This is a genomic window from Pseudomonas shirazica (genome assembly GCF_015168335.1).
GTDB classification, from domain to species: domain Bacteria; phylum Pseudomonadota; class Gammaproteobacteria; order Pseudomonadales; family Pseudomonadaceae; genus Aquipseudomonas; species Aquipseudomonas asiatica.
This window is the reverse complement of the sequence record NZ_CP063456.1, coordinates 5,626,579-5,652,662: the sequence shown is the minus strand read 5'-3', so window position 1 is coordinate 5,652,662 and position 26,084 is coordinate 5,626,579. Positions and strand designations below refer to the sequence as shown.

The 26,084-nt window shown below is 62.4% G+C and carries 16 protein-coding genes; 9 read left to right on the top strand and 7 right to left on the bottom strand.

Annotated elements, in window-relative coordinates; translation table 11 throughout:
* Positions 1-2 precede the first annotated feature (2 nt).
* The gene (locus tag IMX18_RS26035; RefSeq protein WP_100412789.1) at positions 3-791 is read left to right on the top strand and encodes a divergent polysaccharide deacetylase family protein; all 789 of its coding nucleotides are present in this window, start codon (positions 3-5) and stop codon (positions 789-791) included.
* On the opposite strand, the gene IMX18_RS26030 is transcribed toward IMX18_RS26035, so the two are convergent.
* Both IMX18_RS26030 and IMX18_RS26025 read right to left on the bottom strand, forming a co-directional pair.
* A complete protein-coding gene (locus IMX18_RS26030) occupies positions 775-5,421 on the bottom strand; it encodes a dermonecrotic toxin domain-containing protein (RefSeq protein WP_217189986.1) in 4,647 nt (1,548 codons plus the stop codon). The genes IMX18_RS26035 and IMX18_RS26030 overlap by 17 nt on opposite strands.
* Positions 5,422-5,541: 120 nt before the next feature.
* On the bottom strand, positions 5,542-7,488 hold the full coding sequence (locus tag IMX18_RS26025) for a BCCT family transporter (protein WP_223998156.1): 1,947 nt from the start codon (positions 7,486-7,488) through the stop codon (positions 5,542-5,544).
* A gap of 533 nt (positions 7,489-8,021) precedes the next feature.
* On the opposite strand from IMX18_RS26025, the gene betI reads away from it, so the two are divergent.
* The 7 genes from betI to trxC all read left to right on the top strand — a co-directional run bounded on the left by betI (position 8,022) and on the right by trxC (position 19,520).
* Positions 8,022-8,678 carry a transcriptional regulator BetI gene (betI, locus tag IMX18_RS26020; RefSeq protein ID WP_003259891.1) on the top strand — a complete coding sequence of 219 codons (657 nt, stop codon included), beginning with the start codon at positions 8,022-8,024 and terminating at the stop codon, positions 8,676-8,678.
* A gap of 39 nt (positions 8,679-8,717) precedes the next feature.
* On the top strand, positions 8,718-10,190 hold the full coding sequence (gene betB / locus IMX18_RS26015; protein ID WP_015272124.1) for a betaine-aldehyde dehydrogenase: 1,473 nt from the start codon (positions 8,718-8,720) through the stop codon (positions 10,188-10,190).
* Positions 10,191-10,268: 78 nt separating this feature from the next.
* Entirely contained in the window at positions 10,269-11,966 is a 1,698-nt protein-coding gene (gene betA, locus IMX18_RS26010) for a choline dehydrogenase (protein WP_015272125.1), read from the top strand.
* 264 nt (positions 11,967-12,230) lie between these two features.
* Positions 12,231-13,973: a potassium/proton antiporter gene (locus IMX18_RS26005; protein WP_013974590.1), complete on the top strand. Its 1,743-nt coding sequence runs from the start codon at positions 12,231-12,233 to the stop codon at positions 13,971-13,973.
* Positions 13,974-14,008: 35 nt separating this feature from the next.
* Positions 14,009-17,317, top strand: a complete 3,309-nt coding sequence (gene mscK / locus IMX18_RS26000; protein ID WP_015272126.1) for a mechanosensitive channel MscK — start codon at positions 14,009-14,011, stop codon at positions 17,315-17,317.
* A gap of 180 nt (positions 17,318-17,497) precedes the next feature.
* Positions 17,498-18,958: a protein adenylyltransferase SelO gene (gene selO, locus IMX18_RS25995; RefSeq protein ID WP_015272127.1), complete on the top strand. Its 1,461-nt coding sequence runs from the start codon at positions 17,498-17,500 to the stop codon at positions 18,956-18,958.
* A 127-nt stretch (positions 18,959-19,085) separates the two neighbouring features.
* Positions 19,086-19,520 (top strand): thioredoxin TrxC, encoded by a 435-nt coding sequence (gene trxC, locus IMX18_RS25990; RefSeq protein WP_015272128.1) that lies wholly within the window; start codon positions 19,086-19,088, stop codon positions 19,518-19,520.
* On the opposite strand, the gene IMX18_RS25985 is transcribed toward trxC, so the two are convergent.
* Together IMX18_RS25985 and IMX18_RS25980 are read right to left on the bottom strand one after the other, a co-directional pair.
* Entirely contained in the window at positions 19,517-20,290 is a 774-nt protein-coding gene (locus IMX18_RS25985) for a ParA family protein (protein WP_013974594.1), read from the bottom strand. The genes trxC and IMX18_RS25985 overlap by 4 nt on opposite strands.
* Before the next feature lie 197 nt (positions 20,291-20,487).
* Positions 20,488-21,399, bottom strand: coding sequence for a LysR family transcriptional regulator (locus IMX18_RS25980; RefSeq protein WP_137137751.1), 912 nt, complete (start codon positions 21,397-21,399; stop codon positions 20,488-20,490).
* A 165-nt stretch (positions 21,400-21,564) separates the two neighbouring features.
* Between IMX18_RS25980 and IMX18_RS25975 the strand changes: the two genes are divergently transcribed.
* Positions 21,565-22,752 (top strand): MFS transporter, encoded by a 1,188-nt coding sequence (locus IMX18_RS25975; RefSeq protein WP_015272130.1) that lies wholly within the window; start codon positions 21,565-21,567, stop codon positions 22,750-22,752.
* A gap of 100 nt (positions 22,753-22,852) precedes the next feature.
* Here IMX18_RS25975 and IMX18_RS25970 read toward each other — a convergent pair whose 3' ends face one another.
* The 3 genes from IMX18_RS25970 to IMX18_RS25960 all read right to left on the bottom strand — a co-directional run bounded on the left by IMX18_RS25970 (position 22,853) and on the right by IMX18_RS25960 (position 26,033).
* Positions 22,853-23,200, bottom strand: coding sequence for a YgiW/YdeI family stress tolerance OB fold protein (locus tag IMX18_RS25970; protein WP_015272131.1), 348 nt, complete (start codon positions 23,198-23,200; stop codon positions 22,853-22,855).
* Positions 23,201-23,314: 114 nt separating this feature from the next.
* Positions 23,315-24,379, bottom strand: coding sequence for a uroporphyrinogen decarboxylase (gene hemE, locus IMX18_RS25965; RefSeq protein ID WP_015272132.1), 1,065 nt, complete (start codon positions 24,377-24,379; stop codon positions 23,315-23,317).
* Positions 24,380-24,614: 235 nt separating this feature from the next.
* Positions 24,615-26,033: an FAD-dependent oxidoreductase gene (locus tag IMX18_RS25960; RefSeq protein ID WP_013974599.1), complete on the bottom strand. Its 1,419-nt coding sequence runs from the start codon at positions 26,031-26,033 to the stop codon at positions 24,615-24,617.
* Positions 26,034-26,084: the final 51 nt, after the last annotated feature.

Below are 26,084 nucleotides of genomic sequence, written 5' to 3'. Positions count from 1 at the left end.
CCATGCGTTATCTGCTGTGTCTGCTGTTCTGCCTGATGGCAGGGGTCGCGCAAGCGGCGCCGGCCGGCAAGGCCTACATGAGCATCATCATCGACGACCTCGGCCAGAGCAGCGAGCGCGACAGCCGCACCTTGGCCCTGCCAGGTCCGGTGACCATGGCGATCATGCCCGACACCCCGCATGCCACCGACTTTGCCCGCCAGGCGCACAAGGCTGGCAAGACGGTGATCCTGCACATGCCCATGGACCCGGCCACCGGCCCTTACGCCTGGCACCCCGGCACGCCTCTGCCGGAGCTGGCCCGGCGCCTGGACGCCGCCCTGGCGCAGGTGCCGGGCGCAGTCGGCATCAACAACCACATGGGCAGCCGCATGACCGCCGAACCCGAAGCAATGGCGATGCTGATGGCTGACCTGCAACGCAGGCACCTGTTCTTTGTCGACAGCCGCACCAGCGCTGCCACGGTAGCCGCATTCCAGGCTCAGGCCCAGGGCCTGGCACAGGTATCCCGCGATGTATTTCTGGACAACGTACGTACGGTCGAGGCCATCGGCAGCGAATTGCAGCACGGGGTCGAACTGGCTCGCAAACAAGGCTCAGCCGTGCTGATCGGCCACCCTTATCCGCAAACCCTCGAAGTGCTCGAACGCGAACTGCCCCGGCTGAAGCGCCAGGGCGTAGAGCTGATCGGCCTGGAACAGATGATTGCCGAGCGGGGCAATCAGACGATGCCTGCACATATCAGGCACCACCCCACTGCCCCCGTTGGCCGGCTCAACGGAAAGGAATGATTCCTCGGGCCTCGGCCAGCGTAAGTCTTCCCCTGTGCACCCGCTGGCCCGCGGCTGCAGCGGCCTGGCTACTCAAACTGCGCTGCTTCCAAGTCTTGAGGTGACCCACCGTGAAATTATCAGCGTTAGCGTCCAGCGAGGGTAAATGGAAGTGTGCAGCCCAGAGGCTCAGCTTGCTCGGTAGACGCCGGATCCGGTATTCGTCAAAAGCGCTGCCATCCTGCATGGTGCGCCGCTCCACATATTCGACCTGTATCAGGCGCTTTCCGTGGAGATACTGCAAACCTTCGGCCGACGGATACTTGGTGTCGGTATAGAGCGTGGTCATCTGAAATGTTTTATCCGCCTCCAACTTGTCCAGATCCACTTCCAGCGTCCTGATCAGCTTGTCGTTTCCTCCGGCATCACGCACCACACTGAGTGCCTGATTCAGCTTTTCCAGATGCTGATCGAACAACTGCTTGAGCAACGCCCCTTTGATGTCGTGCTTGACATAGTCCTTGGCCTGCTCCCTGACTGCATCGCTCTCGTCCAGAAGCGCCTGTACCCACATGGGCAGGTCAGTTGGAGCGGCTTCGTCCGACAATGAAGGGCGCTTGCTTTCACGCTGTCGCCATTCCCCATCCACCAGGTCGAAGGTTGCCAGTACTTCTTCACTGAACGTCTCCCGCACTTCAACGATCTGGCTTTCGTCTATCGTCCTTTCCACCCCGATCATCAACTGCCCAGCAAGGTTGCGCACCACTCGCTGCTCTTCGGTAGACACCTTGTAGGGCCTGCGCTTTTGCGCGACCGTTCCACCCTCCTGCTCCGAGATCGCGGCAACCAGCCGCTGTCCTGCATCTTCCTTCAGTTGCTTTACATGGTTGCGATACCGCTCGAGCATCACGGGTTCGATCAGTTCGCCACCTTCACGGAGAATGCGGGCACTGTTGAGTAATGCGGCAGAGTACTCATCCCATGCCTCTTGCAGGATCACGATGCGGTCGTCTGCCGTCAGATTGGCGAAGTCAAGCTCCCCATGAGTCTCTGCGGCATTGCGCAAGGCCGTGCTGACCAGTTCGTCACGGTAGCGGGCGACTGTCTGGAGGCCGCCGGGAGCATTGAGGTGCAAGGCCAGGTCTGCCAGGTTCTGCACCTGATGGAAGCGCATCTGCACGGTCGAAAACGGTCTTTCGTCGATCAGATGCCCCACTGTGCGATGGTCACCAGGGGGGTTGGAAGGTATGACAAGCTCAACCGGCGACTCGGCCAGCAAATTGTCCAGGTGCACTCGTATGGCGAGCATGCGGTCCTGATACTCCACCACCTGCTCCAGCTTGATACGAAACGCAGCATATTGTTCGCCGACTTCAGCCAATGGCTTACCATCAATAGCCCGTTGCAGCGCGGCAAGTTGCGGATAGTCCGTAAGGCTCCAGAGCTCGTTGTAAACGAAGACACAATCGCGAATCAGCTCTGTGCGAGCATTCTCTTCATGCTTGGCAACAGGCTTATCCAACCCATCTTTTTGGCGTTGCCCGGCATATTTGGGTTCCGCCATCGTGATCAACAGCTTTAGCTGTTCGTCTTCCTTGCCAATGGCCTCTTCAAGCAGCGAAACGATTTGCTCACGCTGCTGGGCGATACTTTCCCGCGCATCCATCGCTCGTTGTTCATACTGCGCGGTCAGTGACCGGAGAGCTGTCGTATCGGTACCTGCCGGGGCCGAATTCACATCCTCCTGCGCCTTTGCCTTCAACGCGTCCATTTTGACGAGGCTCTGGTGCAAAGCCATCATCTGCTGACTCGCTGCCTGAACCGTCGACTTCAACTTCGGGATTTCCGCATCCAACTGGACGACGCGGTCGTAAAGTTTCTTGAATCGGACCGATACCGAAGTTCTGGGGCTGGGAGCCCCTCCTGCAAGGCGCAATTTCGTATCCACCCGCCAAGCCCCGTCGACAAATGCCAACCAGGGCCCGTAACCGCCAGTCGCATCGACTACCCGAACTCCCTCAGCCAGCAACTCCACGCTATAGAGGTCACCAGCCATGGCCGCGTAGTAGTTCTTATCGATCTGGTACAGGCCTTCACCATCGCCCGCTGTCAAAGGCTTCAACCCATTGACAGAGACGCTGGAGCGCATGGCTTGCAACCTTTGCCGCTGTTGCGCGGGCAGCCAGTTGAACCCATGCTGGCCGCGCCAGGAAAAGTCCAGCACCTGGCTGCCCAGTTCGCCCAGCGTGCCTTCCGGTTCTTCACGCGCCTCGATAGCTAGTTCGGCAAACGCGCCGTTTTGCCGGTCAGGTCCTTCGAACAGTGAAACATCAGGCAGCCGCCTTGTGGGCACTGTCTCCTGCTTCGGTTGATGGGCATGCAGCAGCGTCATCCCGAGGTTGAGCAACAAGTCGGCCACTGCAGCAGACCGATCGAACTCACCACCCTGCTCCAACGCGGTCAAGTCGTTTTGCAGCGAAGCCAGAAACTGTACCAACCAGGCCACAGACGCGACCGGACCGCGTATCGCCTGAGTCACCACATCGAACAACAGCCAGGCGCCTTCGCACAGGAGCTGCCAGCGGCTCTCGGCGTCAGATACCGATTCCAGCCCTGCCAGCTCGACCAGCAGATCTCGATTGGCCTGGTAGATTTTCTCGTCAACCTTGTTGCGCCACAGCTTCAGGTCGAGCATCGCCGGCTCCGGCTTGGCCGGGAGCGTATAAGGGTCGATACCAATACTCACAATGTGCGGCTCGCTGAAACCACCCTCTGCATATACGTCGCGCGCGGTCGGGTCGATCCAGTCAAGAATGCTCTCTTGGAAGAGAGCCGACTCACGAATATGTGCAAGCAAGGCCTCAAGGCTTGCGTACTCGCGAACCGTGTCCTGTCGATATAGCGGGCGGTACACCAGAACCTTTGCCGGCTCGGCGCAGAACAGCAAGTACATGCCGCGCACAGTGTCTTTCTTGCGCGAATGGCGGCTGCGCCTGAAAGCCAAGGGGATCAGTGACATGCGCGGAACCAAGGGGTCCTGATGACCTGCGCAAAAATCGACCACGCACTGTAAACCCACCTCGGAGACTTTAGCGTCGAGCCTGGCCGAAATGGCGCTGGAAAGAAACGCGCTTCGCCACTCCCTGCCCAAAAGCTCGACGCGCTCGGCACGCATGGCCTGATCATCCAACTGTCCGGCAACATAGGCCGGGTAGCGGCCACCAATGTCTACCTGGGTGACCAATCGCTTCGCTGCATCGGCATTCAGCCACTTCGGAAGCTTGATGCTCTTCTGATGGCGGACCTGCTTGATGTACGCGCCCTTGAGCGAAGCAAGGTTACCAATGGCGAATTCGGTAAGCGACTTGGTGCCCACGAACGCCAGTGGCTCGCCACCGCCGGCTCCAGTCGCAGCGCCACCAGGCACACCCCGGGCGATGTACAGGTCAAGAAGCACCTGATCTGGAGAAATTTCGTCCCCGTGCTCGCTTTTTATCTGCTCGGTCAGTTGCTGCGCGGTATACGCCGTCAATGACTGGATGCCGTCCAGCACCGAAACACCTCCGGCATCCAGTTGGTCGAGGGAGAGTTGCAACAACGCGGCGCGACAGGCAAAGCTGTCCTGCGGGGCGCTGGCCCTGAGCCCCGGCGGGGCTACGGTGGCTGGCGTGTCGTCTTCGTAGCGCACGAACCAGGCCGCCGGGTCGCTCAGCTCGGCAAAACGTTGCTCCAGCGAAGCCACATCCGCCAAGCCACTGAAGCGCATCTGGTCGAAAGCCAGGAACATGGACTCAAGCAACAGCGAAACCTGTTGGGCAAAGACGTTGCCCTCGACCGGCTGACGCGTCCACGACAGGCTTTGGAAGCTGTAGTGCCGCGCCAGTTCGTTGCGCAGCGCGTTACCGAAATCGATCAACGAGGCGAAGCTGCGCGTGATACCGGACGGGGCGCACCAGAGCACCACTTGCCGCTCATCGTAATCGGCAGTGACCAGCAGGTGACTGAGCATCTGGTCGTATTGAATCGACCCACAAGTCAGGCTGGCTTTGACGAAATAGACCGAGGGCTGGGCAGCGCCACCGCGGATCAACCCGCGGATGCAGGCCTGCTCCTGAACATCCAGCCCTTGCAGTGGCAGGCCGCGCAAAAGCGTAGTCTTGAGCAGTAATTGCAGCCACTGGTCACGGCTCACTCCCGCACTGCCCTTGTCACTCCAGTACTTGAGCTGTGCCTCGCAGAACAGCCGTGGCAACCGTTGCACCAGTTCGTCGAGTGCATCGGACAGGCCGCTCAGTTGACGGGTGTCGAACGCGCTGTCCGAGCCAGGAAAACGGTATGAGGAGGTCAATGCAAGATTGTGATGCCGCTCACCGACAGGCTCGATGTCCAGCGGCTGTGCTTCGAGCAATGCCTGGAGCACACGGTCGACCAGCGGTTGCGTGGTCCAGTAAGGCGTGCTGGGGTCGGGACTATCCAGCATGAGAGGGTCGGCGTTGGACAGCGCCGGCTTCACAAAGGCAAGCCAGGACAGCTTCTCCTGCAGCACGGTCCACAGCTGCTCGCTGGTCACCTGCCGCAATGTTGGCCGACCACTGAACTGACTGGCTGCAGCGTACTGAAAATCGAATGTGGGAATAACGGAACGTTTCATGAAGCATGCCTCCGGAAGAAAACCGGCAGGCTGAAGCAAACTTGTCCGTTACCCGGGCTAATTATTGCTTGCCCATGAAAAAGGCCCTGCGTCCTGCAGGGCCTCCTCACCGCTCAAGAATCAGCTGTACACACGCCCCAGCAACTGGCGGTGGCTTTCGAACTGGTCCAGCACATCACGCACGATCTGCTCCGGCGCAAAGCCCATCAGGTCGTACTCCTGGCTGCCATCGTGCAGGTATACCTCGGCGCGGTAGAAGCGCTGGCGCACCTCCGGCTCACCTTCCACCGGCGCTTCGCTCGGCGCGGCCAGGTAGCCATCCAGGCTCACTTCATAGACGAACGGGTTGCCCTCTTCCATCATCACCCGCAGGCCCATCATGTTGCGCGACTGGCCAACCCGGGTTTCCACCTCGAAGCCCAGGGTCTGCAACTGCGCGGCAGCTTCTTTCAGCGCCGGGCTGACCTGCTTGTCCATGAAGCGCTGTACAACGGCCTGGGTCGGCTGCAGCTCCAGCTGGGTCAGGCGCTCGCTGAAGCCACGACGGCCACGTGCGGCCAGCTCGGCACGCTCCTGCTCCACCGCCACGTCCTGCTTCATGGCCTTGTACAGGCCGAACATGAACAGCACCAGCACCACCGAGAACGGCAGACCCGCCAGCACCACCATGGTCTGCATGGCTTCGAAGTTACCGGCGAACAGTAGGCCGATGGTGACCAGGGTGATGACCACCGACCAGAACACCACCATCCAGTGCGGGGCGTCTTCGTCGACCTTGCCACCTTTGCACGACAGGTTGGCCATCATCACCGCGCCGGAGTCGGCCGGGGTGAGGAACAGCACGAAGCCGACGAACACCGCTACACCGATCACGATCTTGGCCGCCGGGAAGTATTCCAGCAGCTGGTAGATCGACATCGACGGCTGTTCAAGGGCGGTCTTGCCCAGTTCCACGGCGCCTTGGTTGATCACCAGGTCCAGCGCGGTGTTGCCGAAGATCGACAGCCAGGCCAGGGTGAAGCCCAGCGGGATCAGCAACACGCCGCTGACCAGCTGGCGCACGGTGCGACCCTTGGAGATACGGGCAATGAACATGCCGACGAACGGGCCCCAGGAAATCCACCAGGCCCAGTAGAACACGGTCCACAGGCCCAGCCAGCGTTCGGACTTGCCAGCTTCGCCTTCATATACGTAGAGGTCGAAGGTTTTCAGCACGATGCCGTTGAGGTAGTCACCGATGTTCTGCACGAAGCCGTTAAGCAAGTGCAGGGTTTCGCCGCCCAGCAGGACGAAGATCAGCAAGCCGCTGAACAGCACGATGTTGAGGTTGGACAGGCGGCGAATGCCGTTTTCCACACCCGAGACCGCCGCCACGGTGGCGACGCCGGCCATGACCAGGATCACCACCAGCAGGTTGGTCTTGCTGTGATCCATGCCGAACAGGTATTCCAGCCCGGAGGCCACCTGCATCGAGCCGATGCCCAGGTTGGTCACCAGGCCCAGCAGGGTTACGAACATGCCGAAGATGTCCACGGCATTGCCCGCAGCACCCTTGACCCAACGCTCACCGACCAGCGGGTACAGCGCCGAGCGCAGGGCCAGTGGCTGATTGTGGCGGTAGGCGAAGTAACCCACGGCCAAGCCGACCAGGGCGTAGATCGCCCAGCCGTGCAAACCCCAGTGCAGGAAGGTCAGCTGCAGGCCCTGACGCGCTGCGTCGAGGCTGGCAGAAGTGCCTTCCGGTGGGTTGAAGTAGTGGTCCAGCGGCTCGGAGGCGCCGAAGTACAACAGCGAAATGCCGATACCGGAGGAGAACAGCATGCCGGCCCAGGCGCCATAGCTGAAGTCGGGCTGGTCATCCTTGCCGCCAAGCTTGAGCTTGCCGTAGTCGGAGAAGGCCAGGTAGATGACGAACAGCAGGTAACCGCCGATCACCAGCATGTAATACCAGCCGAAGGTGCGCGTCAGCCATTTCTGGGCCACGCCCAGCACTTGGCCGGCGGTTTCGGGTACAGCGATAAGCAAGGCAGTCAAAACGAGAATCATCAGCGCGGAGGTGAAGAACACCACGCGGTTGACCCGTACCCTCTCGGCCGGAGGGTTGGTAAGTGAGGCAGAACTCATTGCACGAATGCTCCGGGCAGTGCGGCTGTGGAGGCTAATCAGTCTTTCCCGAGCAATTGGTGGAATATCCCCACTGCATCAGGTGTTATAAAAGCACCCTTGGAAACCGTGATCCCGAATCGATACGTTGCAAAAAACAGACAGGTGGCCTGCTGCAAATGCCACGCCTCAGCTGAGGTGCGCGCATTGGTCACAGATCACCCCGCCCGCTCCAAGGGCCCGCCGCAGGGTCCATGACCGCACGGCAGAATCTGCATTTCGCATCGCTCATGCCCGTCAACGCCTTGTATTCAGGGGGTTACGCGATTTCCTGGGGTGTCAATCCGTGCCTTCTCGACCGCCTTAAAAACTGTCAATGGCACAAATTGTCGCAGAGCTTATTCTTTATTGATTGAACGTTCAATCAAAACAAAATAGACTGGCCTTCGCCGAGTCAGCCGCCCGTCGTCTGCTCGCAGGCCTGAGGAGAACGCAAGATGCCCAAGGTCGGTATGCAACCCATCCGCCGCCAGCAGTTGATCGAAGCCACGTTGCAGGCGGTCGATCAGGTCGGACTGGGTGACGCCAGCATTGCGCTGATTGCCCGTTTGGCCGGTGTGTCGAACGGCATCATCAGTCACTACTTTCGGGACAAGAACGGCCTGATAGCAGCGACGATGGGTTACATCATGAACATGCTCAACGAAGGTGTTAGAGCACGTCGCCAGGCCCTGACGGACGACAGCCCGCGCGCCCACCTGAAAGTGATCATCGAGGGCAACTTCGATGCCAGCCAGGTAAACGGCCCGGCGATGAAAACCTGGTTGGCCTTCTGGGCTTCCAGCATGCACCAGCCCGATTTGCACAGGTTGCAGCGGATCAACGACCACCGCTTGTATTCCAACCTGTGCTGCCAGTTCCGCCGCGCGCTGCCGCTCTACCATGCGCGCAAGGCAGCCCGCGGCCTGGCAGCTTTGATCGACGGCTTGTGGCTGCGTGGCGCCCTGTCGGGTGATGCATTCGACACCGACCAGGCGATACGGATTGCTTACGAATACATGGATCTACAACTGGCTAAACAGCACACCCTGGGTACAAACGACCAGGCCGCTGAACAACCGCGCACGGCCCTTGCCAACCCAGCAGGAGCGTGACGCGCAAGCCAAACCACACACTGCACTTGCGAGGACACTATGGCCCGTTTCGGAACGCAAAAACTCTACATTGATGGCGCTTACGTCGACGCTGGCAGCGATGCCACCTTCGAAGCCATCAACCCGGCTACCGGCGAAGTCCTCGCCCACGTGCAACGTGCCACCGAGGCTGACGTCGAGAAGGCCGTCGAAAGCGCCGAGCGAGGCCAGAAGGTCTGGGCCGCGATGACCGCCATGCAGCGTTCGCGCATCCTGCGCCGCGCCGTCGAGATCCTGCGCGAGCGCAACGACGAGCTGGCCATGCTGGAAACTCTGGACACCGGCAAGTCGTACTCGGAAACCCGCTACGTCGACATCGTCACCGGCGCCGACGTGCTGGAGTATTACGCTGGCCTGGTTCCGGCCATCGAAGGCGAGCAGATCCCGCTGCGTGAATCGTCCTTCGTCTACACCCGCCGCGAGCCGCTGGGCGTGACCGCCGGTATCGGTGCCTGGAACTACCCGATCCAGATCGCCCTGTGGAAATCCGCCCCGGCCCTGGCCGCCGGCAACGCGATGATCTTCAAGCCGTCGGAAGTCACCTCGCTGACCACCCTGAAGCTGGCCGAGATCTACACCGAAGCCGGCTTGCCGAACGGCGTGTTCAACGTCCTGACCGGCAGCGGCCGTGAAGTCGGCACCTGGCTGACCGAACACCCACGCATCGAAAAAGTCTCCTTCACCGGCGGCACCACCACCGGCAAGAAGGTTATGGCCAGCGCCTCGAGCTCGTCGCTCAAGGAAGTCACCATGGAGCTGGGCGGCAAGTCGCCACTGATCATCTGCGCCGACGCCGACCTGGACAAGGCCGCCGACATCGCCATGATGGCCAACTTCTACAGCTCGGGCCAGGTTTGCACCAACGGCACCCGCGTGTTCATCCCGGCTGATATGAAAGCTGCCTTCGAGGCCAAGATCGTCGAGCGCGTTGCCCGCATCCGCGCTGGCAACCCGGAAGACGAAAACACCAACTTCGGCCCGCTGGTCAGCTTCCAGCACATGGAAAGCGTGCTTGGCTACATCGCCAAGGGCAAGGAAGAAGGCGCACGCGTGCTGTGCGGTGGCGAGCGTCTGACCGCCGGTGATTTCGCCAAGGGTGCATTCGTGGCCCCGACCGTGTTCACCGACTGCACCGACGACATGACCATCGTCAAGGAAGAGATCTTCGGCCCGGTGATGAGCATCCTCACCTACGAAACCGAAGAAGAAGTCATCCGTCGCGCCAACGACACCGAGTACGGCCTGGCCGCCGGTGTCTGCACCAACGACATCACCCGCGCTCACCGCATCATCCACAAGCTGGAAGCCGGTATCTGCTGGATCAACGCCTGGGGCGAATCGCCGGCCGAAATGCCGGTCGGTGGCTACAAGCAGTCGGGCGTCGGCCGTGAGAACGGCGTCAGCTCGCTGGCTCAATACACCCGCATCAAGTCGGTCCAGGTCGAGCTGGGCGGCTACAACTCGGTCTTCTAAGGCCCTGTCCAGCCACGCCCGTGCCTCAGCGCACGGGCGTTCCTGCTCCCTGAACACCGCCAACACGAGGGTACTTTCATGTCCCAAGAATTCGATTACATCATCGTCGGTGCCGGTTCGGCCGGTAACACCCTGGCGACCCGCCTGACCGAAGACGCAGGCGTCACCGTATTGCTGCTGGAAGCCGGTGGCCCCGACTACCGCTTCGACTTCCGCACCCAGATGCCAGCAGCCCTGGCCTTCCCACTGCAGGGCCGCCGCTACAACTGGGCCTACGAGACCGATCCGGAGCCGTACATGGACGGCCGCCGCATGGAATGCGGTCGCGGCAAAGGCCTGGGTGGCTCGTCGCTGATCAACGGCATGTGCTACATCCGCGGTAATGCCCTGGACTTCGATGGCTGGGCAGAACTGCCAGGCCTGGAAGACTGGACCTATCTGGACTGCCTGCCGTACTTCCGCAAGGCCGAAACCCGCGACATCGGCCCGAACGACTACCACGGTGGCGAAGGCCCGGTCAGCGTGACCACGCCGAAAGCCGGCAACAACCCGCTGTTCCACGCCATGGTCGAAGCCGGCGTGCAGGCCGGTTACCCGCGCACCGAAGACCTGAATGGCTACCAGCAGGAAGGCTTCGGCCCGATGGACCGTACGGTGACCAAGAACGGCCGCCGCTCCAGCACCGCCCGTGGCTATCTGGACCAGGCCAAGAAGCGCCCGAACCTGACCATCGTCACCCACGCCCTGACTGACCGCGTGCTGTTCGACGGCAAGCGCGCCATCGGCGTGACCTACCTGGTCGGTGACAGCGAAGAGCGCGTTGAAGCCCGTGCCCGCAAGGAAGTCATCGTCAGCTCCGGCGCCATCGCTTCGCCGCAGCTGTTGCAGCGCTCCGGCGTTGGTCCGCGCGCCCTGCTGGAAAGCCTCGACATCCCGGTGGTGCACGATCTGCCAGGCGTTGGCGAAAACCTGCAGGACCACCTGGAGCTGTACCTGCAGTACGCCTGCACCCAGCCGGTGTCGCTGTACCCGTCGTTGCTGTGGTGGAACCAGCCGGCCATCGGTGCCGAGTGGATGTTCAACGGCACCGGCATCGGCGCCAGCAACCAGTTCGAGGCCGGTGGTTTCATTCGTACCCGCCCTGAATTCAAATGGCCGAACATTCAATACCACTTCCTGCCAGTGGCCATTAACTACAACGGCTCCAATGGCGTGAAGGAACACGGCTTCCAGGCACACATGGGTTCCATGCGCTCGCCTGCCCGCGGCCGCATCCAGGCCAAGTCGAAGGACCCGCGCCAACACCCGAGCATTCTGTTCAACTACATGTCCACCGAGCAGGACTGGCAGGAATTCCGTGACGGCATCCGCCTGACCCGTGAAATCATGGCCCAGCCGGCACTGGACCCGTACCGTGGCCGTGAGATCAGCCCCGGCGCGCACGTGCAGACCGATGAAGAGCTGGACAAGTTCATCCGCGAGCACGCCGAAACCGCCTTCCACCCGTCCTGCTCGTGCAAGATGGGCACCGACGACATGGCGGTGGTCGACGGCGAAGGCCGCGTGCATGGCATGAAGGGCCTGCGTGTGGTCGATGCGTCGATCATGCCGCTGATCATCACCGGTAACCTCAACGCCACCACGATCATGATCGCCGAGAAAATCTCGGACAAGATCCGTGGCCGCAAGCCGCTGCCGCGCAGCACTGCCAAGTACTACGTGGCGGGCGATGCACCGGTGAAGGGCAAGCCGATGCGTGAAATCAAGCAGGCGTAAACTGCACCGGCCCTTTCGCGGGCATGCCCGCTCCCACAGGACTCTCACAGAACTTGAGATTTGTGATTCACCTGTGGGAGCGGGCGCGCCCGCGAAGAGGCCCACCCAGGCAACACCCGAAAAGGCACCCACCGCGGTGCCTTTTTTTCATCTGCAGAAACGCTTTACAGCCTGCCAATTCATCAGGTTAGAATCATTTGGCACGCGACCTGCTAGCGTCATGCTATCAAGTCCCCTCCCCCGCGGTCCCCGGAGTACCTGCCTTTGGATGCAAGCACCATCAACAGCCTGTTCCTGATCGGCGCATTGCTGGTGGGCGCAAGTATCCTGGTCAGTTCGCTGTCGTCGCGCCTGGGCATCCCTATCCTGGTCATCATCCTTGCGGTCGGCATGATCGCCGGCGTCGATGGTGGCGGCATCATCTTCAACAACTATCCGACCGCCTACCTGGTGGGCAACCTGGCTCTGGCCGTGATCCTGCTCGACGGTGGCCTGCGCACACGGGTGGCGAGCTTCCGCGTGGCGCTGTGGCCGGCGCTGTCGCTGGCCACCATCGGCGTAATGATCACCACCGCCCTCACGGGCCTGGTCGCCGCCTGGCTGTTCGACCTGAGCCTGATCCAGGGCCTGCTCATCGGCGCCATCGTCGGTTCCACCGACGCTGCGGCGGTGTTCTCGCTGCTCGGCGGCAAAGGCCTGAACGAGCGGGTCACGGCCACCCTGGAGATCGAGTCGGGTAGCAACGACCCGATGGCAGTTTTCCTCACCGTCACCCTGATCGACATGATCGCCAGCGGCCAGACCGGCCTGCACTGGAGCCTGCTCACCCACCTGCTGCGCGAATTCGGCATCGGCGGGCTGGTGGGCCTGGGCGGCGGCTGGCTGATGCTGCAACTGGTCAACCGCATCAAGCTGGCTGGCGGCCTGTACCCAATCCTGGTGATCGCTGGCGGCCTGGTGGTGTTCTCGCTGACCAACGCCCTGCATGGCAGCGGATTCCTTGCCGTGTACCTGTGCGGCCTGGTGCTGGGCAACAAGCCCATCCGCAGCCGCCACGGCATCCTGCACATGCTCGACGGCATGGCGTGGCTGGCGCAGATCGGCATGTTCCTGGTGCTGGGGCTGCTGGTTACGCCCCATGACCTGCTGCCCATCGCCCTGCCGGCGCTGGGCCTGGCGCTGTGGATGATCCTGGTAGCGCGCCCGCTGTCGGTGGTCGCCAGCCTGTTGCCGTTCAAGGCCTTCCACGGCCGTGAAAAGGCCTTCATTTCCTGGGTCGGCCTGCGCGGTGCGGTACCGATCATCCTCGCGGTGTTCCCGCTGATGGCCGGCCTGCCGGACGCCCAGCTGTTCTTCAACCTGGCCTTCTTCATCGTGCTGGTGTCGCTGCTGGTGCAAGGCACCAGCCTGCCGTGGATGGCCAAGCTGCTGAAAGTGACGGTACCGCCAGACCCGGCGCCGATCTCCCGTTCGGCGCTGGAAGTGCACATCACCAGCGAGTGGGAAATGTTCGTCTACCGCCTGGGTGCCGAAAAATGGTGCATCGGCGCCGCCCTGCGCGAGCTGAAGATGCCCGAAGGCACGCGAATCGCCGCGCTGTTCCGGGGCGAGCAACTGCTGCACCCGTCCGGCAGTACGGTACTGGAAGTAGGCGACATGCTCTGTGTGATCGGCCACGAGCACAACCTGCCGGCCCTGGGCAAGCTGTTCAGCCAGGCGCCACAACGTGGCCTCGACCTGCGTTTCTTCGGCGACTTCGTGCTCGAAGGCGATGCCGAACTGGGTGCGGTGGCAGCGTTGTACGGTCTGAAACTCGACGGCCTGGACGCGAAAATGCCACTGGCCCAGTTCATCCGACAGAAGGTCGGAGGCGCTCCAGTAGTAGGTGACCAGGTCGAATGGCATGGCACGATCTGGACCGTGGCCACCATGGACGGGAACAAGATTCAGAAAGTAGGCGTCAGATTCCCCGAAGGAACGCGACCCGGACCAGGATTGTTCCTCTAAACTTCGTTTCTGCCGGATCCACAAGTAGTCTGCCTATGTCCCTGCGCGTGTACCTCCGCACAGCCCTGTTCGGGCTGTGCCTGTCTCTCTCTTTTGCAGCCACGGCAGCAGAAGCCCCGACCACCGCCAGCATCCAGAACAGCCTCGACAAGATCGCCGAGCGCAAACTGCCCGAGGCCGAGCAGAAAGCCCTGCAGCAGGTGCTGGAGCAAACCCTCAGCCTGCTCGCCAGCAAGGAAGACAATGAGAAGAAACTCGCCGCGCTGAAGCAGGAGCTGACCGGCGCGCCGAAAGAAACCAGCGACAGCCAGCGCGAACTGGCCAGGCTCAAGGAAACCAAGCCACAGCCGGTAGCCCAGCGTTATGCCGCCCTTTCCGTGCCGCAACTGGAGCAGATGCTCAGCGAGCGCAGCACCCTGCAGGGCGAGCTGCAGAAGGCGTTGTCCGAAGCCAACAGCCTGATCATCAACTCGCAGACCCGCCCGGAACGCGCCCAGGCCGAAATCAGCAACAGCCAGGCGCGCACCCAGCAGATCAACAGCATCCTCAAGACCGGCAAGGACGCCGGCAAACCGATCAACACCGACCAGCGCAACCAGTTGAATGCCGAACTGGCCTCGCTCAACGCGCTGACCCTGCTGCGCCGCCAGGAGCTGGCCGGCAACAGCCTACTGCAAGATCTGGGCAACGCCCGCCACGACCTGCTGATCGAACGGGCCGCGCGCCTGGAGCAGGAAATTCAGGACCTGCAGACCCTGATCAACGACAAGCGCCTGGCCCAGTCCCAGGAAGCGGTCACCCAGCAATCGATCGAGGCCCAGAAAGCCGGCGGCAGCAGCCTGCTGGCCACCGAAAGTGCGGTCAACCTCAAGCTTTCCGACTACCTGCTGAAAAGTACCGACCGCCTCAACGAACTGACCCAGCAGAACCTGCGCACCAAGCAGCAACTGGACAGCCTGACCCAAGCCGACCAGGCGCTGGACGAGCAGATCAACGTGCTCAAGGGCAGCCTGCTGCTGTCGAAGATCCTCTACAAGCAGAAGCAGACCCTGCCGCACCTGAAGGTCGATCGCGACCTGGCCGACCAGATCGCTGACACCCGCCTGTACCAGTTCGAGGTCAACCAGCAACGCGAGCAGATGAGCAGCCCGGTCACCTACGTCGACAAGCTGCTGGCTGCCCAACCACAGGAAGATGTGACACCACAGCTGCGCAAGGCCCTGCTGGAAGTGGCGATTACCCGCAGCGACCTGCTGGAGCGGCTGAACCGCGAGTTGTCGGCACTGCTCAACGAATCGATCACCCTGCAGCTCAACCAGAAGCAGCTGCTGGGCACCGCCCAGAGCCTGCGCACCACCCTCGACGAGCAAATGTTCTGGATCCCCAGCAACAAGCCGCTGGACTGGGACTGGCTGCGCTATGTGCCGGAACGCCTGGCCGACCAGGTGGCCAACTTGCCGTGGGGCTCGGGCCTGAAGGAGCTGGGCGACGGCCTGAGCCAGCGCCCGTTGCTGTTCCTGCCGCTGCTGCTGGTGATCGGCGCCCTGCTGTGGCGGCGCAAATACCTGTACCAACGGCTGGGCAAGGTGCACCAGGACATCGGCCACTTCCGCCGTGACAGCCAGTGGCACACGCCCCAGGCGATCCTCATCAACATCCTGCTGGCAATGCCCGTCAGCCTGGGCCTGGCCCTGTGCAGCTACGCCCTGCAGATCGACGCCCGCGGGCAGAACGCCAACCTTGGTGCAGCCCTCTGGCAACTGGCCCAGGCCTGGCTGGTGTTCTACACCGCCTACCGCATCCTCGCCCCGGGCGGAGTGGCGGAAATCCACTTCCGCTGGCACAAGCCGCAGGTCGAGTTCCTGCGCGGCTGGGTGCGCCGCCTGGGCACCGTGGTGCTGGCACTGGTCGGTGTGGTGGCGGTGGCCGAGCATCAGCCTTCGGCGCTGGCCGATGATGTGTTGGGTATCGGCGTGGTACTGACCTGCTACGCACTGATGGCCTGGCTGCTCAGCCGCCTGCTGCTCAGCAGCCCGGCGCACCGCGATACCTCGCTGTTCCGCAAGGCCGTGGGTGTGGCCTTCACCGCCCTGCCCATCGCCCTGTTCGTGGCCGTGTGCTTCGGCTACTACTACACCGCGCTGAAACTTACCGACCGGCTGATCTATACCTTGTACCTGCTGCTGTTCTGGCTGGTGATCGAAGCCGCGTTCGTACGTGGCCTGTCGGTGGCGGCACGGCGCCTGGCCTACCAGCGCGCGCTGAGCAAGCGGGCGGCGGCCAAGGAAGGGCTGGATGGCGAAGTCATCACCGAAGAACCAGCGCTGGACATCGAACAGGTCAACCAGCAGTCACTGCGCCTGATCCGCCTGGCCCTGCTTGGCGGCTTCATCGCGGGCCTGTACTGGGTGTGGTCGGACCTGATCTCGGTGTTCGCCTACCTCAACAACTTCGTCCTCTACGAATACACCAGCGGCACCGGCGCCGCCGCCAGCATGGTGCCGATCAGCCTCGGCGACCTGCTGGGCGCACTGGTAATCGTCGGCATCACCTTTGCCCTGGCCGGCAACTTGCCGGGCCTGCTGGAAGTGCTGGTGCTGTCACGCCTGAACCTGGCCCAGGGCAGTGCCTACGCCACCACCACGCTGTTGTCGTACACCATCGTCGGTATCGGTATCGTCAGCACCCTGTCGACCCTGGGTGTCAGCTGGGACAAGCTGCAATGGCTGGTGGCCGCGCTGTCGGTGGGCCTGGGCTTCGGCATGCAGGAGATCTTCGCCAACTTCATCTCCGGCATCATGATCCTGTTCGAGCGCCCGGTGCGGATTGGCGACACCATCACCATCGGCAACCTGTCGGGCACGGTGAGCAAGATCCGCATCCGCGCCACCACCATCACCGACTTCGACCGCAAGGACATCATCGTCCCCAACAAGACCTTCATCACCGGCCAGCTGATCAACTGGTCGCTGACCGACACGGTCACCCGGGTAACGCTGAAGCTGGGCATCGACTATGGCTCCGACCTGGACCTGGTGCGCGACCTGCTGCTCAAGGGTGCTCACGAAAACCCACGCGTGCTCAAGGACCCGGAGCCGATCGTGTACTTCCTCAACTTCGGCGAGAGCTCACTGGACCACGAGCTGCGCATGCACGTACGCGACCTGGGCGACCGCAACCCAACGCTGGACGAGATCAACCGCTACATCAACCGCGAGTTCAAGGCGCACAACATCAAGATCTCGGTGCGCCAGGTCGAGGTGTTTCTGATGGATCCGAAGGGCGGCAAACAGCAGCTGATTCCGGTGGAGCAGCCGAAACCGGATGGCACTCACCCTGTGTGAGTGGACTCCATAGAGCATGAACGCCCAGAATGCCTGCGAGGGCTTCGCCCTCGATCGCCGGCAAGCCAGCTCCCACAGTGACCGTGCCGCACCCAAGCCCTGCACATCCCCTGTGGGAGCTGGCTTGCCGGCGATGGGCCGCAAAGCGGCCCCCTAGGTACCGACTTCCAGGAGCAGCCCGTGAAAGCCCTCGACCAACTCACCTTCGACAATCGCTTCGCCCGCCTGGGCGACGCGTTCTCCACCCAGGTCCTGCCCGAACCCATCGCAGACCCACGCCTGGTGGTAGCGAGCGAGTCGGCCATGGCGCTGCTCGACCTCGACCCAGCCCAGGCAGAGCTGCCGGTTTTCGCCGAGCTGTTCAGCGGCCACAAGCTATGGGAAGAGGCCGACCCGCGGGCGATGGTCTATTCCGGCCATCAGTTCGGCTCCTACAACCCACGCCTGGGTGATGGCCGCGGCCTGCTGCTGGCCGAAGTGCTGAATGACCAGGGCGAGCACTGGGACCTGCACCTCAAGGGCGCCGGCCAGACGCCCTACTCGCGCATGGGCGACGGCCGCGCCGTGCTGCGTTCCTCGATCCGCGAGTTCCTCGCCTCCGAGGCTCTGCACGCCCTGGGCATTCCCAGCAGCCGGGCACTGTGCGTGATCGGCTCGAGCACCCCGGTTTGGCGCGAAACCCGCGAAAGTGCGGCCATGCTCACCCGCCTGGCGCAAAGCCATGTGCGCTTCGGGCATTTCGAATACTTCTACTACACCAGGCAACCAGAACAGCAGCGGGTGCTGATCGACCATGTGCTGGAGCAGCACTATCCGGAATGCCGCGACGCCGAACAGCCCTACCTGGCCATGTTCCGCACCATCGTCGAGCGCAATGCCGAGCTGATCGCCCGTTGGCAGGCCTATGGTTTCTGCCACGGGGTGATGAACACCGACAACATGTCGATCCTCGGCATCACCTTCGACTTCGGCCCGTACGCCTTCCTCGACGACTTCGACGCCAACTTCATCTGCAACCACTCCGACGACCGTGGCCGCTACAGCTACGCCAACCAGGTACCGATCGCTCACTGGAACCTCAGTGCGCTGGCCCAGGCGCTGACCACGGTGATCGAAGTCGAACCGCTCAAGGAGGCGCTGGGCCTGTTCCTGCCGCTGTACCAGGCACACTACCTGGACCTGATGCGCCGCCGCCTGGGCCTGACCACCGCTGAAGAAGACGACATGGCGTTGGTCGAGCGCCTGCTGCAGCGCATGCAGAGCGGTGGTGTGGACTACAGCCTGTTCTTCCGCAAGTTGGGCGATCAGCCCGTGGCCGAGGCGCTGAAGATGGTGCGTGACGATTTCATCGACCTGGCCGGTTTCGATGCCTGGGGGGCGGACTACCTGGCCCGTTGCGAGCGCGAAGCGGATAATGTCGAAGGACGGCGTGAGCGCATGCATGCGGTGAACCCGCTGTATGTGCTGCGCAACTACCTGGCACAGAAAGCCATCGAAGCGGCCGAAGCGGGGGATTACAGTGAAGTGCGACGGCTGCATCAGGTGTTGAGCAAACCGTTCGAGGAGCAGGCCGGGATGCAGGGCTATGCCGAACGCCCGCCGGAATGGGGCAAGCACCTGGAAATCAGCTGCTCATCATGAATCCTGGGACCGCTGCGCGGCCCATCGCGACACAAGGCCGCTCCTACAAGGGTACGCGGACTCCTGTAGGAGCGGCCTTGTGTCGCGATGGGCTGCAAAGCAGCCCCAAAAACCTCAAGGAAACGACATGTCAGAACCACTGGTAATCCCCTGCCCCCACTGCAACGGCCTCAACCGCCTGCCCGCCGAGCGCCTGGGCGACGCGCCGAAATGCGGCCGCTGCAAACAGGACGTGCTGCTGAGCACTCCCTTCGAACTCACCGAAGCCAGCTACGCCAACCAGATCAAAGGCGACCTGCCACTGCTGGTCGACATCTGGGCCGACTGGTGCGGCCCGTGCAAATCCTTCGCCCCCACCTTCGAACAGGCCGCCCGCCAACTGGCCGGCCGCTGCCGCCTGGCCAAGCTCGACAGCGAAGCCAACCGCAACCTGGCCGGGCAACTGGGCATCCGCTCTATCCCCAGCCTGCTGCTGTTCAAGAATGGCCGTGAAGTCAGCCGTCAGGCCGGGGCGTTTCCACTCCAGTCGTTGCTGGAGTGGTTGCGTAGCCAGGGGGTTTAAGCGTTCTCTTCTAGTAGCGAATGCAACTCGACAAACTGCTGGGTCAGCTTGTGCCTGGGCTCCAGGTGAATCAGCGGAAGGCTGGCATGGTGCGACTCACGCATCTTCACCGAGCTGCCCAGGTACACCGGTAGCACCGGGAGCCCTTCGGCCAGCAGCTCGTCGAGCATCTGCTGTGGCAGGCTGGCACGGGACTGGAACTGGTTGACCACGATGCCTTCGACCACCAGGTCTTCGTTGTGGTCGTCCTTGAGCTCTTCGATCTCAGCCAGCAGGCCATACAGTGCCTGGCGCGAGAAGCTGTCGCAGTCGAAAGGAATCAGCACGCGATCGGCGGCGATCAGTGCGGAAACCGCATAGAAGTTCAGCGCTGGCGGTGTATCGATGTAAATGCGCTCGTAGTCCTCGTCCAGTTCGTCGAGCAACTTACGCAGCTTGTTGATCTTGTGCTTCGCCTCAAGCTTCGGCTGCAGATCGGCCAGCTCGGCCGTGGCGGTGACCACGTGCAAGTTGTCGAACGGGGTTTCGTAGATATCGACCTGGTTCTTCTTGCTGAACGGCCCGCTGGACAGGCTTTGCTTGAAGAAGTCGGCGATGCCCATGGGGATATCGTCGCCGGTCAGGCCAGTCAGGTACTGGGTCGAGTTGGCCTGGGCATCCAGGTCGATCAGCAGGGTCCGATAACCTTCGCTGGCGCTCACAGCCGCCAGGTTGCAAGCGATGCTCGACTTGCCCACACCACCTTTCTGATTGAACACCACGCGCCGCATGATTGACCTCCGTGTATCAACGAATGCCCGAGTATGTGGCGCCGCTGCGGCAATGACCAGTGCCATTTGCCCGGAACAACAGCCTTGTGCTGCCTGCCCTGGCCCTATCGCCGGCAAGCCGGCTCCCACACCGACCGCATAAGCCTCAAGCCATGTGCGTCCCTTGTGGGAGCTGGCTTGCCGGCGATGGGGCCCGATCAGGCAACTACACTGCCCCCGCCAACCACCTGCCCCGTGAGCAACTCGGCAAATGCCCGTGCCATCGCCGACCCACCATGCTCGCGCTGCACCAGCCACACCGCCGACATCGCCCCGTCATCCAGCAGTGTGCGATAAACCACCCCCTCGATGCGCATACGCTGGAACGACGCCGGCAGCACCGATACCCCAAGCCCTGCCGATACCAGCCCGATGATGGTCATCGCCTCCCCCGCCTCCTGGGCAAAATGCGGGCTGAAACCCGCCTGGCGCGCCAGGCTCAGCAACTGTGCGTGCAACCCGCTGCCATAGCTGCGCGGGAAGAACACGAACGGCTCATGGGCCAGCGCGGCCATGTGCAGGCCATGTTCCGTGCCTTCGGCCAATGGATGCGAGGCATTGATCACTGCCACCAGCGGCTCGCGAAACAACTCGGTGGCCACCAGCCCTTCCGGCAGCGGCATCGGCCGCATCAGCCCGACCTCGATGGACTCGTCGAACACCCCTTCTGCGACGTCGCGACTGCTCATTTCCTTGAGGTTCAGGTGTACCGCCGGGAAACGCTTGCGGAAGGCGTGGATGGCCTTGGGTATCTTCGAAGTAAACGGTGCCGAGGAGGTAAAGCCGATCTTCATCTCCCCCAGCTCCCCCAACTGCGCACGCCGGGCGACATCGGCGGCCTTTTCCACCTGCGCCAGCACCTGGCGGGCTTCCTCGAGGAACAACCGCCCCGCCTCGCTCAGCTCGACCCGACGGTTGGTACGCTCGAACAGCCGGGCCCCCAGCTCCTGCTCCAGCGCCTGGATCTGCTGACTCAAGGGTGGCTGCGAAATGCCCAGCTGCTGGGCAGCGCGGCCAAAATGCAGCTCTTCGGCCACGGCGATGAAGTAACGCAGATGGCGCAGTTCCATGATCAGCTCCAAACAGGTCGTATAACGTCTCAAATAGGTCGAACAATACATTGGATCTAATCATTAGCCAGCTATATGCTTTTTTCATTGCGCCAGAGGTACCCGCCCGTGAAAACTGCTGTAGCTCCCCTTCCCGCCGAGCCAGAACCTGCCCCGCTGAACGAAATGTGGATCGAAAAAGGCACCCCCGCCTTCATGAAGACCGTGCTGGCGCTATTCAGCGGCGGCTTCGCCACCTTCGCCCTGCTGTACTGCGTGCAGCCGATGATGCCGTTGCTGTCGAAGGAATTTGCCATCAATGCGGCGCAGAGCAGCCTGGTGCTGTCGGTCTCCACAGCCATGCTGGCGTTCGGCCTGCTGATCACCGGCCCTATCTCCGACCGCATCGGGCGCAAGCCGGTGATGGTGTTTGCCCTGGCCTGCGCCGCCCTTTCCACCCTGGCCAGCGCGGCGATGCCGAGCTGGGAGCTGGTACTGGCCACCCGCGCTCTGGTCGGCCTGTCGCTGAGCGGCCTCGCGGCGGTGGCGATGACCTACCTGAGCGAAGAGATCCACCCGCAGCACATCGGCCTGGCCATGGGCCTGTACATCGGCGGCAACGCCATTGGCGGCATGAGCGGGCGCCTGATCACCGGCGTGCTGATCGACTTCGTCAGCTGGCACACGGCGATGCTGACCATCGGCGGCCTGGCCCTGGTGGCGGCGCTGGTGTTCTGGAAGGTGCTGCCCGAATCGCGCAATTTCCGCCCGCAGTCGATGAACCCACGCAGCCTGCTGGATGGGTTCGTCATGCACTTCAGGGATGCCGGCCTGCCCTGGTTGTTCCTCGAAGCCTTCCTGCTGATGGGAGCCTTCGTCACCCTGTTCAACTACATCGGCTACCGCCTGCTGGCCGAGCCGTATCACATGAACCAGGCGCTGGTCGGCTTGCTGTCGGTGGTTTACCTGTCGGGCATCTACAGCTCGGCGCAGGTCGGTGCACTGGCGGATAAACTGGGCCGGCGCAAAGTGTTCTGGGCCAGTATCGTGGTGATGGCGGGCGGCTTGCTGATGACCCTGGCCAGCCCGCTGGTGATGGTGATCGTCGGTATGCTGGTGTTCACCTTCGGCTTTTTTGGCGCGCACTCGGTGGCCAGCAGCTGGATCGGCCGCAGGGCTTTGAAGGCCAAGGGACAGGCGTCGTCGTTGTACCTGTTCAGCTATTACGCCGGGTCGAGCGTGGCCGGTACGGCGGGCGGGGTGTTCTGGCACCAGTGGGGCTGGAATGGCATCGGGCTGTTCATTGGCAGCCTGCTGGCGGTGGCGTTGCTGGTGGCGCTGCACCTGAGCAAGTTGCCACCGAAATCGGGCTGAACCCCATCACGACAAAAGGCCGCTACTACAGCGGAACGCGATTCCCTGTAGGAGCGGCCTTGTGTCGCGATGGGCTGCAAAGCAGCCCCAAAATCTCGGATCAGTTGATGATCTCGACCATATCCACATCCACCTCCCGGCTCATCAGGTGCTTCTCCACCTCACCGGTCAGCTTGACCTTTGTCTTGTCGTTGAACGGCGTCGGCGGCAGGTCTTCATCATCGATTTCCACGGTGATGGTGCCGGTGTTGTCCTTGAACTCGTACTTGTCGTCGTTGTTGATCTTCTTGGTCACGAAGCCTTGCAGCACCACTGGGGTGTCGTCGGCTGCATCGTTGGCCGCAGCTACGGTGGTCACCGACTGGGCGCCCGGACCGGTGTAGCCGGCAGCCAGGGCGGCAGTGCTGAACAAGGGGGCAAGAATCATCGCAAGGTAACGTGCTTTCATGAGGATCAGGTCCTGTTTCGGTTTCGATGGGACCAGATTAACGATGATCGCTGAATTAAAACTTAATGAACAAAAAGCCCGACACATGGCCGGGCTTCGTGTTCAGCGATCGACTCACTGATGGTATTGCGCCGACAGCTCATGCACGGCGTTGATGAACACGCCAGCGTGCTCCGGGTCGACTTCCGGTGTGATGCCGTGGCCCAGGTTGAACACATGGCCCGTGCCGTGGCCATAGCTGGCCAGGATACGCGCCACTTCCTTGCGGATGGCCTCGGGCTTGGCGTACAGCACGGTCGGGTCCATGTTGCCCTGCAGCGCCACCTTGTCACCCACGCGGCGGCGAGCATCGCCGATCTCGCAGGTCCAGTCCAGGCCCAGCGCGTCGGCACCGGCTTCGGCGATGCTTTCCAGCCACAGGCCGCCGTTCTTGGTGAACAGGATCACCGGCACCTTGCGCCCCTCGTGCTCGCGGATCAGGCCGCTGACGATCTTGCGCATGTAGGCCAGGGAGAACTCCTGGTAGGCCGCCGCCGACAGGTTGCCGCCCCAGGTGTCGAAAATCTGCACGGCCTGGGCACCAGCGAGGATCTGGCCGTTGAGGTAGCTGGTGACCGACTGGGCCAGCTTTTCCAGCAGCAGGTGCAGGGCCTGCGGGTTGTCGTAGGCCATGGCCTTGGTCTTGCGGAAGTCCTTCGACGAACCGCCTTCGACCATGTAGGTGGCCAGGGTCCACGGGCTGCCGGAGAAGCCGATAAGCGGCACGCGGCCGTTGAGCTCGCGGCGGATGGTGCTGACCGCGTCCATCACGTAGCCGAGGTCTTTCTGCGGGTCGGGGATTGGCAGCGCTTCGATGTCGGCCGGGGTGCTGATGACCTTCTTGAAGCGCGGGCCTTCGCCGCTTTCGAAGTACAGGCCCAGGCCCATGGCATCGGGGATGGTGAGGATGTCCGAGAACAGGATCGCCGCGTCCAGCGGGTAGCGGTCCAGCGGCTGCAGGGTGACCTCGCAGGCGAACTGCGGGTTCATGCACAGGCTCATGAAGTCACCGGCCTTGGCGCGGCTGGCGCGGTACTCCGGCAGGTAGCGGCCGGCCTGGCGCATCATCCACACCGGGGTGACGTCTACGGGTTGCTTGAGCAGTGCACGCAGGAAACGATCGTTCTTCAGGGCAGTCATGTCGGCATCCGGAAAAATAGTGCGGGCATTTTCTCAGACGCCAGCGCAAAAGGCACGGTCAAGGCCATGCGTTTTGTCTATTGGATGCCATGGATCAAGGATTTTTGTATACAAAAATGCCTTTGGGGCTGCTTGCAGCCCGTCACGACACAAGGCCGCTCCTACAGGAAGTACGCGATCCCCTGTAGGAGCGGCCTTGTGTCGCGATGGGCCGCGAAGCGGCCCCGACAATCAATCAGACTTCCAGGTAGTCCAGAATGCCTTCAGCAGCAGTACGCCCTTCGAAGATAGCCGTCACCACCAGGTCCGACCCACGCACCATGTCGCCGCCGGCAAACACTTTCGGGTTGCTGGTCTGGTGCTTGAACTTGCCTTTCTCCGGTGCAACCACGCGGCCCTGGCTGTCCAGTTGGATGCCATGCTGCTCGAACCAAGGCGCCGGGCTTGGGCGGAAGCCGAAGGCGATGACCACGGCATCGGCCGGCAGAATCTCTTCAGACCCCGGGATCGGCTCCGGGCTGCGGCGGCCACGGGCATCCGGCTCGCCGAGACGGGTCTCGACCACCTTCACGCCTTCGACCTTGTCCTCGCCGACAATGGCGATAGGCTGGCGGTTGTAGAGGAACTTCACGCCCTCTTCCTTGGCGTTCTTCACCTCACGACGCGAACCCGGCATGTTGGCCTCGTCACGGCGATAGGCGCAGGTCACCGACTTGGCGCCCTGGCGGATCGAGGTGCGGTTGCAGTCCATCGCGGTGTCACCACCGCCCAATACCACCACCTTCTTGCCCTGCATGTCGACGAAGTCCTCCGGCGACTTCTCGAAGCCCAGGTTGCGGTTGACGTTGGCGATCAGGAAGTCCAGCGCATCATGCACGCCCGGCAGGTCCTCGCCCGGGAAGCCGCCCTTCATGTAGGTGTAGGTACCCATGCCCATGAACACCGCGTCGTACTCGGCGAGCAGTTGCTCCATGGTCACGTCCTTGCCCACCTCGGTGTTCAGGCGGAACTCGATGCCCATGCCGGTGAACACTTCACGGCGGTTGCTGAGCACGGTCTTTTCCAGCTTGAACTCGGGAATACCGAAGGTCAGCAGGCCGCCGATTTCCGGGTTGCGGTCGAACACCACCGGGGTCACGCCGGCACGTACCAGCACGTCGGCACAGCCCAGGCCGGCCGGGCCTGCACCGATGATGGCGACGCGCTTGCCGGTTGGCTTGACCTTGGACATGTCCGGGCGCCAGCCCATGGCGAAGGCGGTGTCGGTGATGTACTTCTCCACCGAGCCGATGGTCACCGCACCGAAGCCGTCGTTCAGGGTGCAGGCACCCTCGCACAGACGGTCCTGCGGGCATACGCGGCCGCACACTTCCGGCAGGGTATTGGTCTGGTGCGACAGCTCCGCCGCAGCCAGGATGTTGCCTTCGGAAACCAGCTTCAGCCAGTTGGGGATGAAGTTGTGTACCGGGCACTTCCATTCGCAATACGGGTTACCGCAGCCCAGGCAGCGGTGCGCCTGCTCCACGGACTGCTGCGGCTTGAACGGCTCGTAGATTTCCACGAACTCCTTCTTGCGCTGGCGCAGCAGCTTTTTCTTCGGGTCCTTGCGGCCCACTTCGATGAACTGGAAGTCGTTGTTCAGACGTTCAGCCATTTTTCAAAACCTCTTTACCGCAGTTGCCAGCCTCAGGCTGCAAGCTGCAAG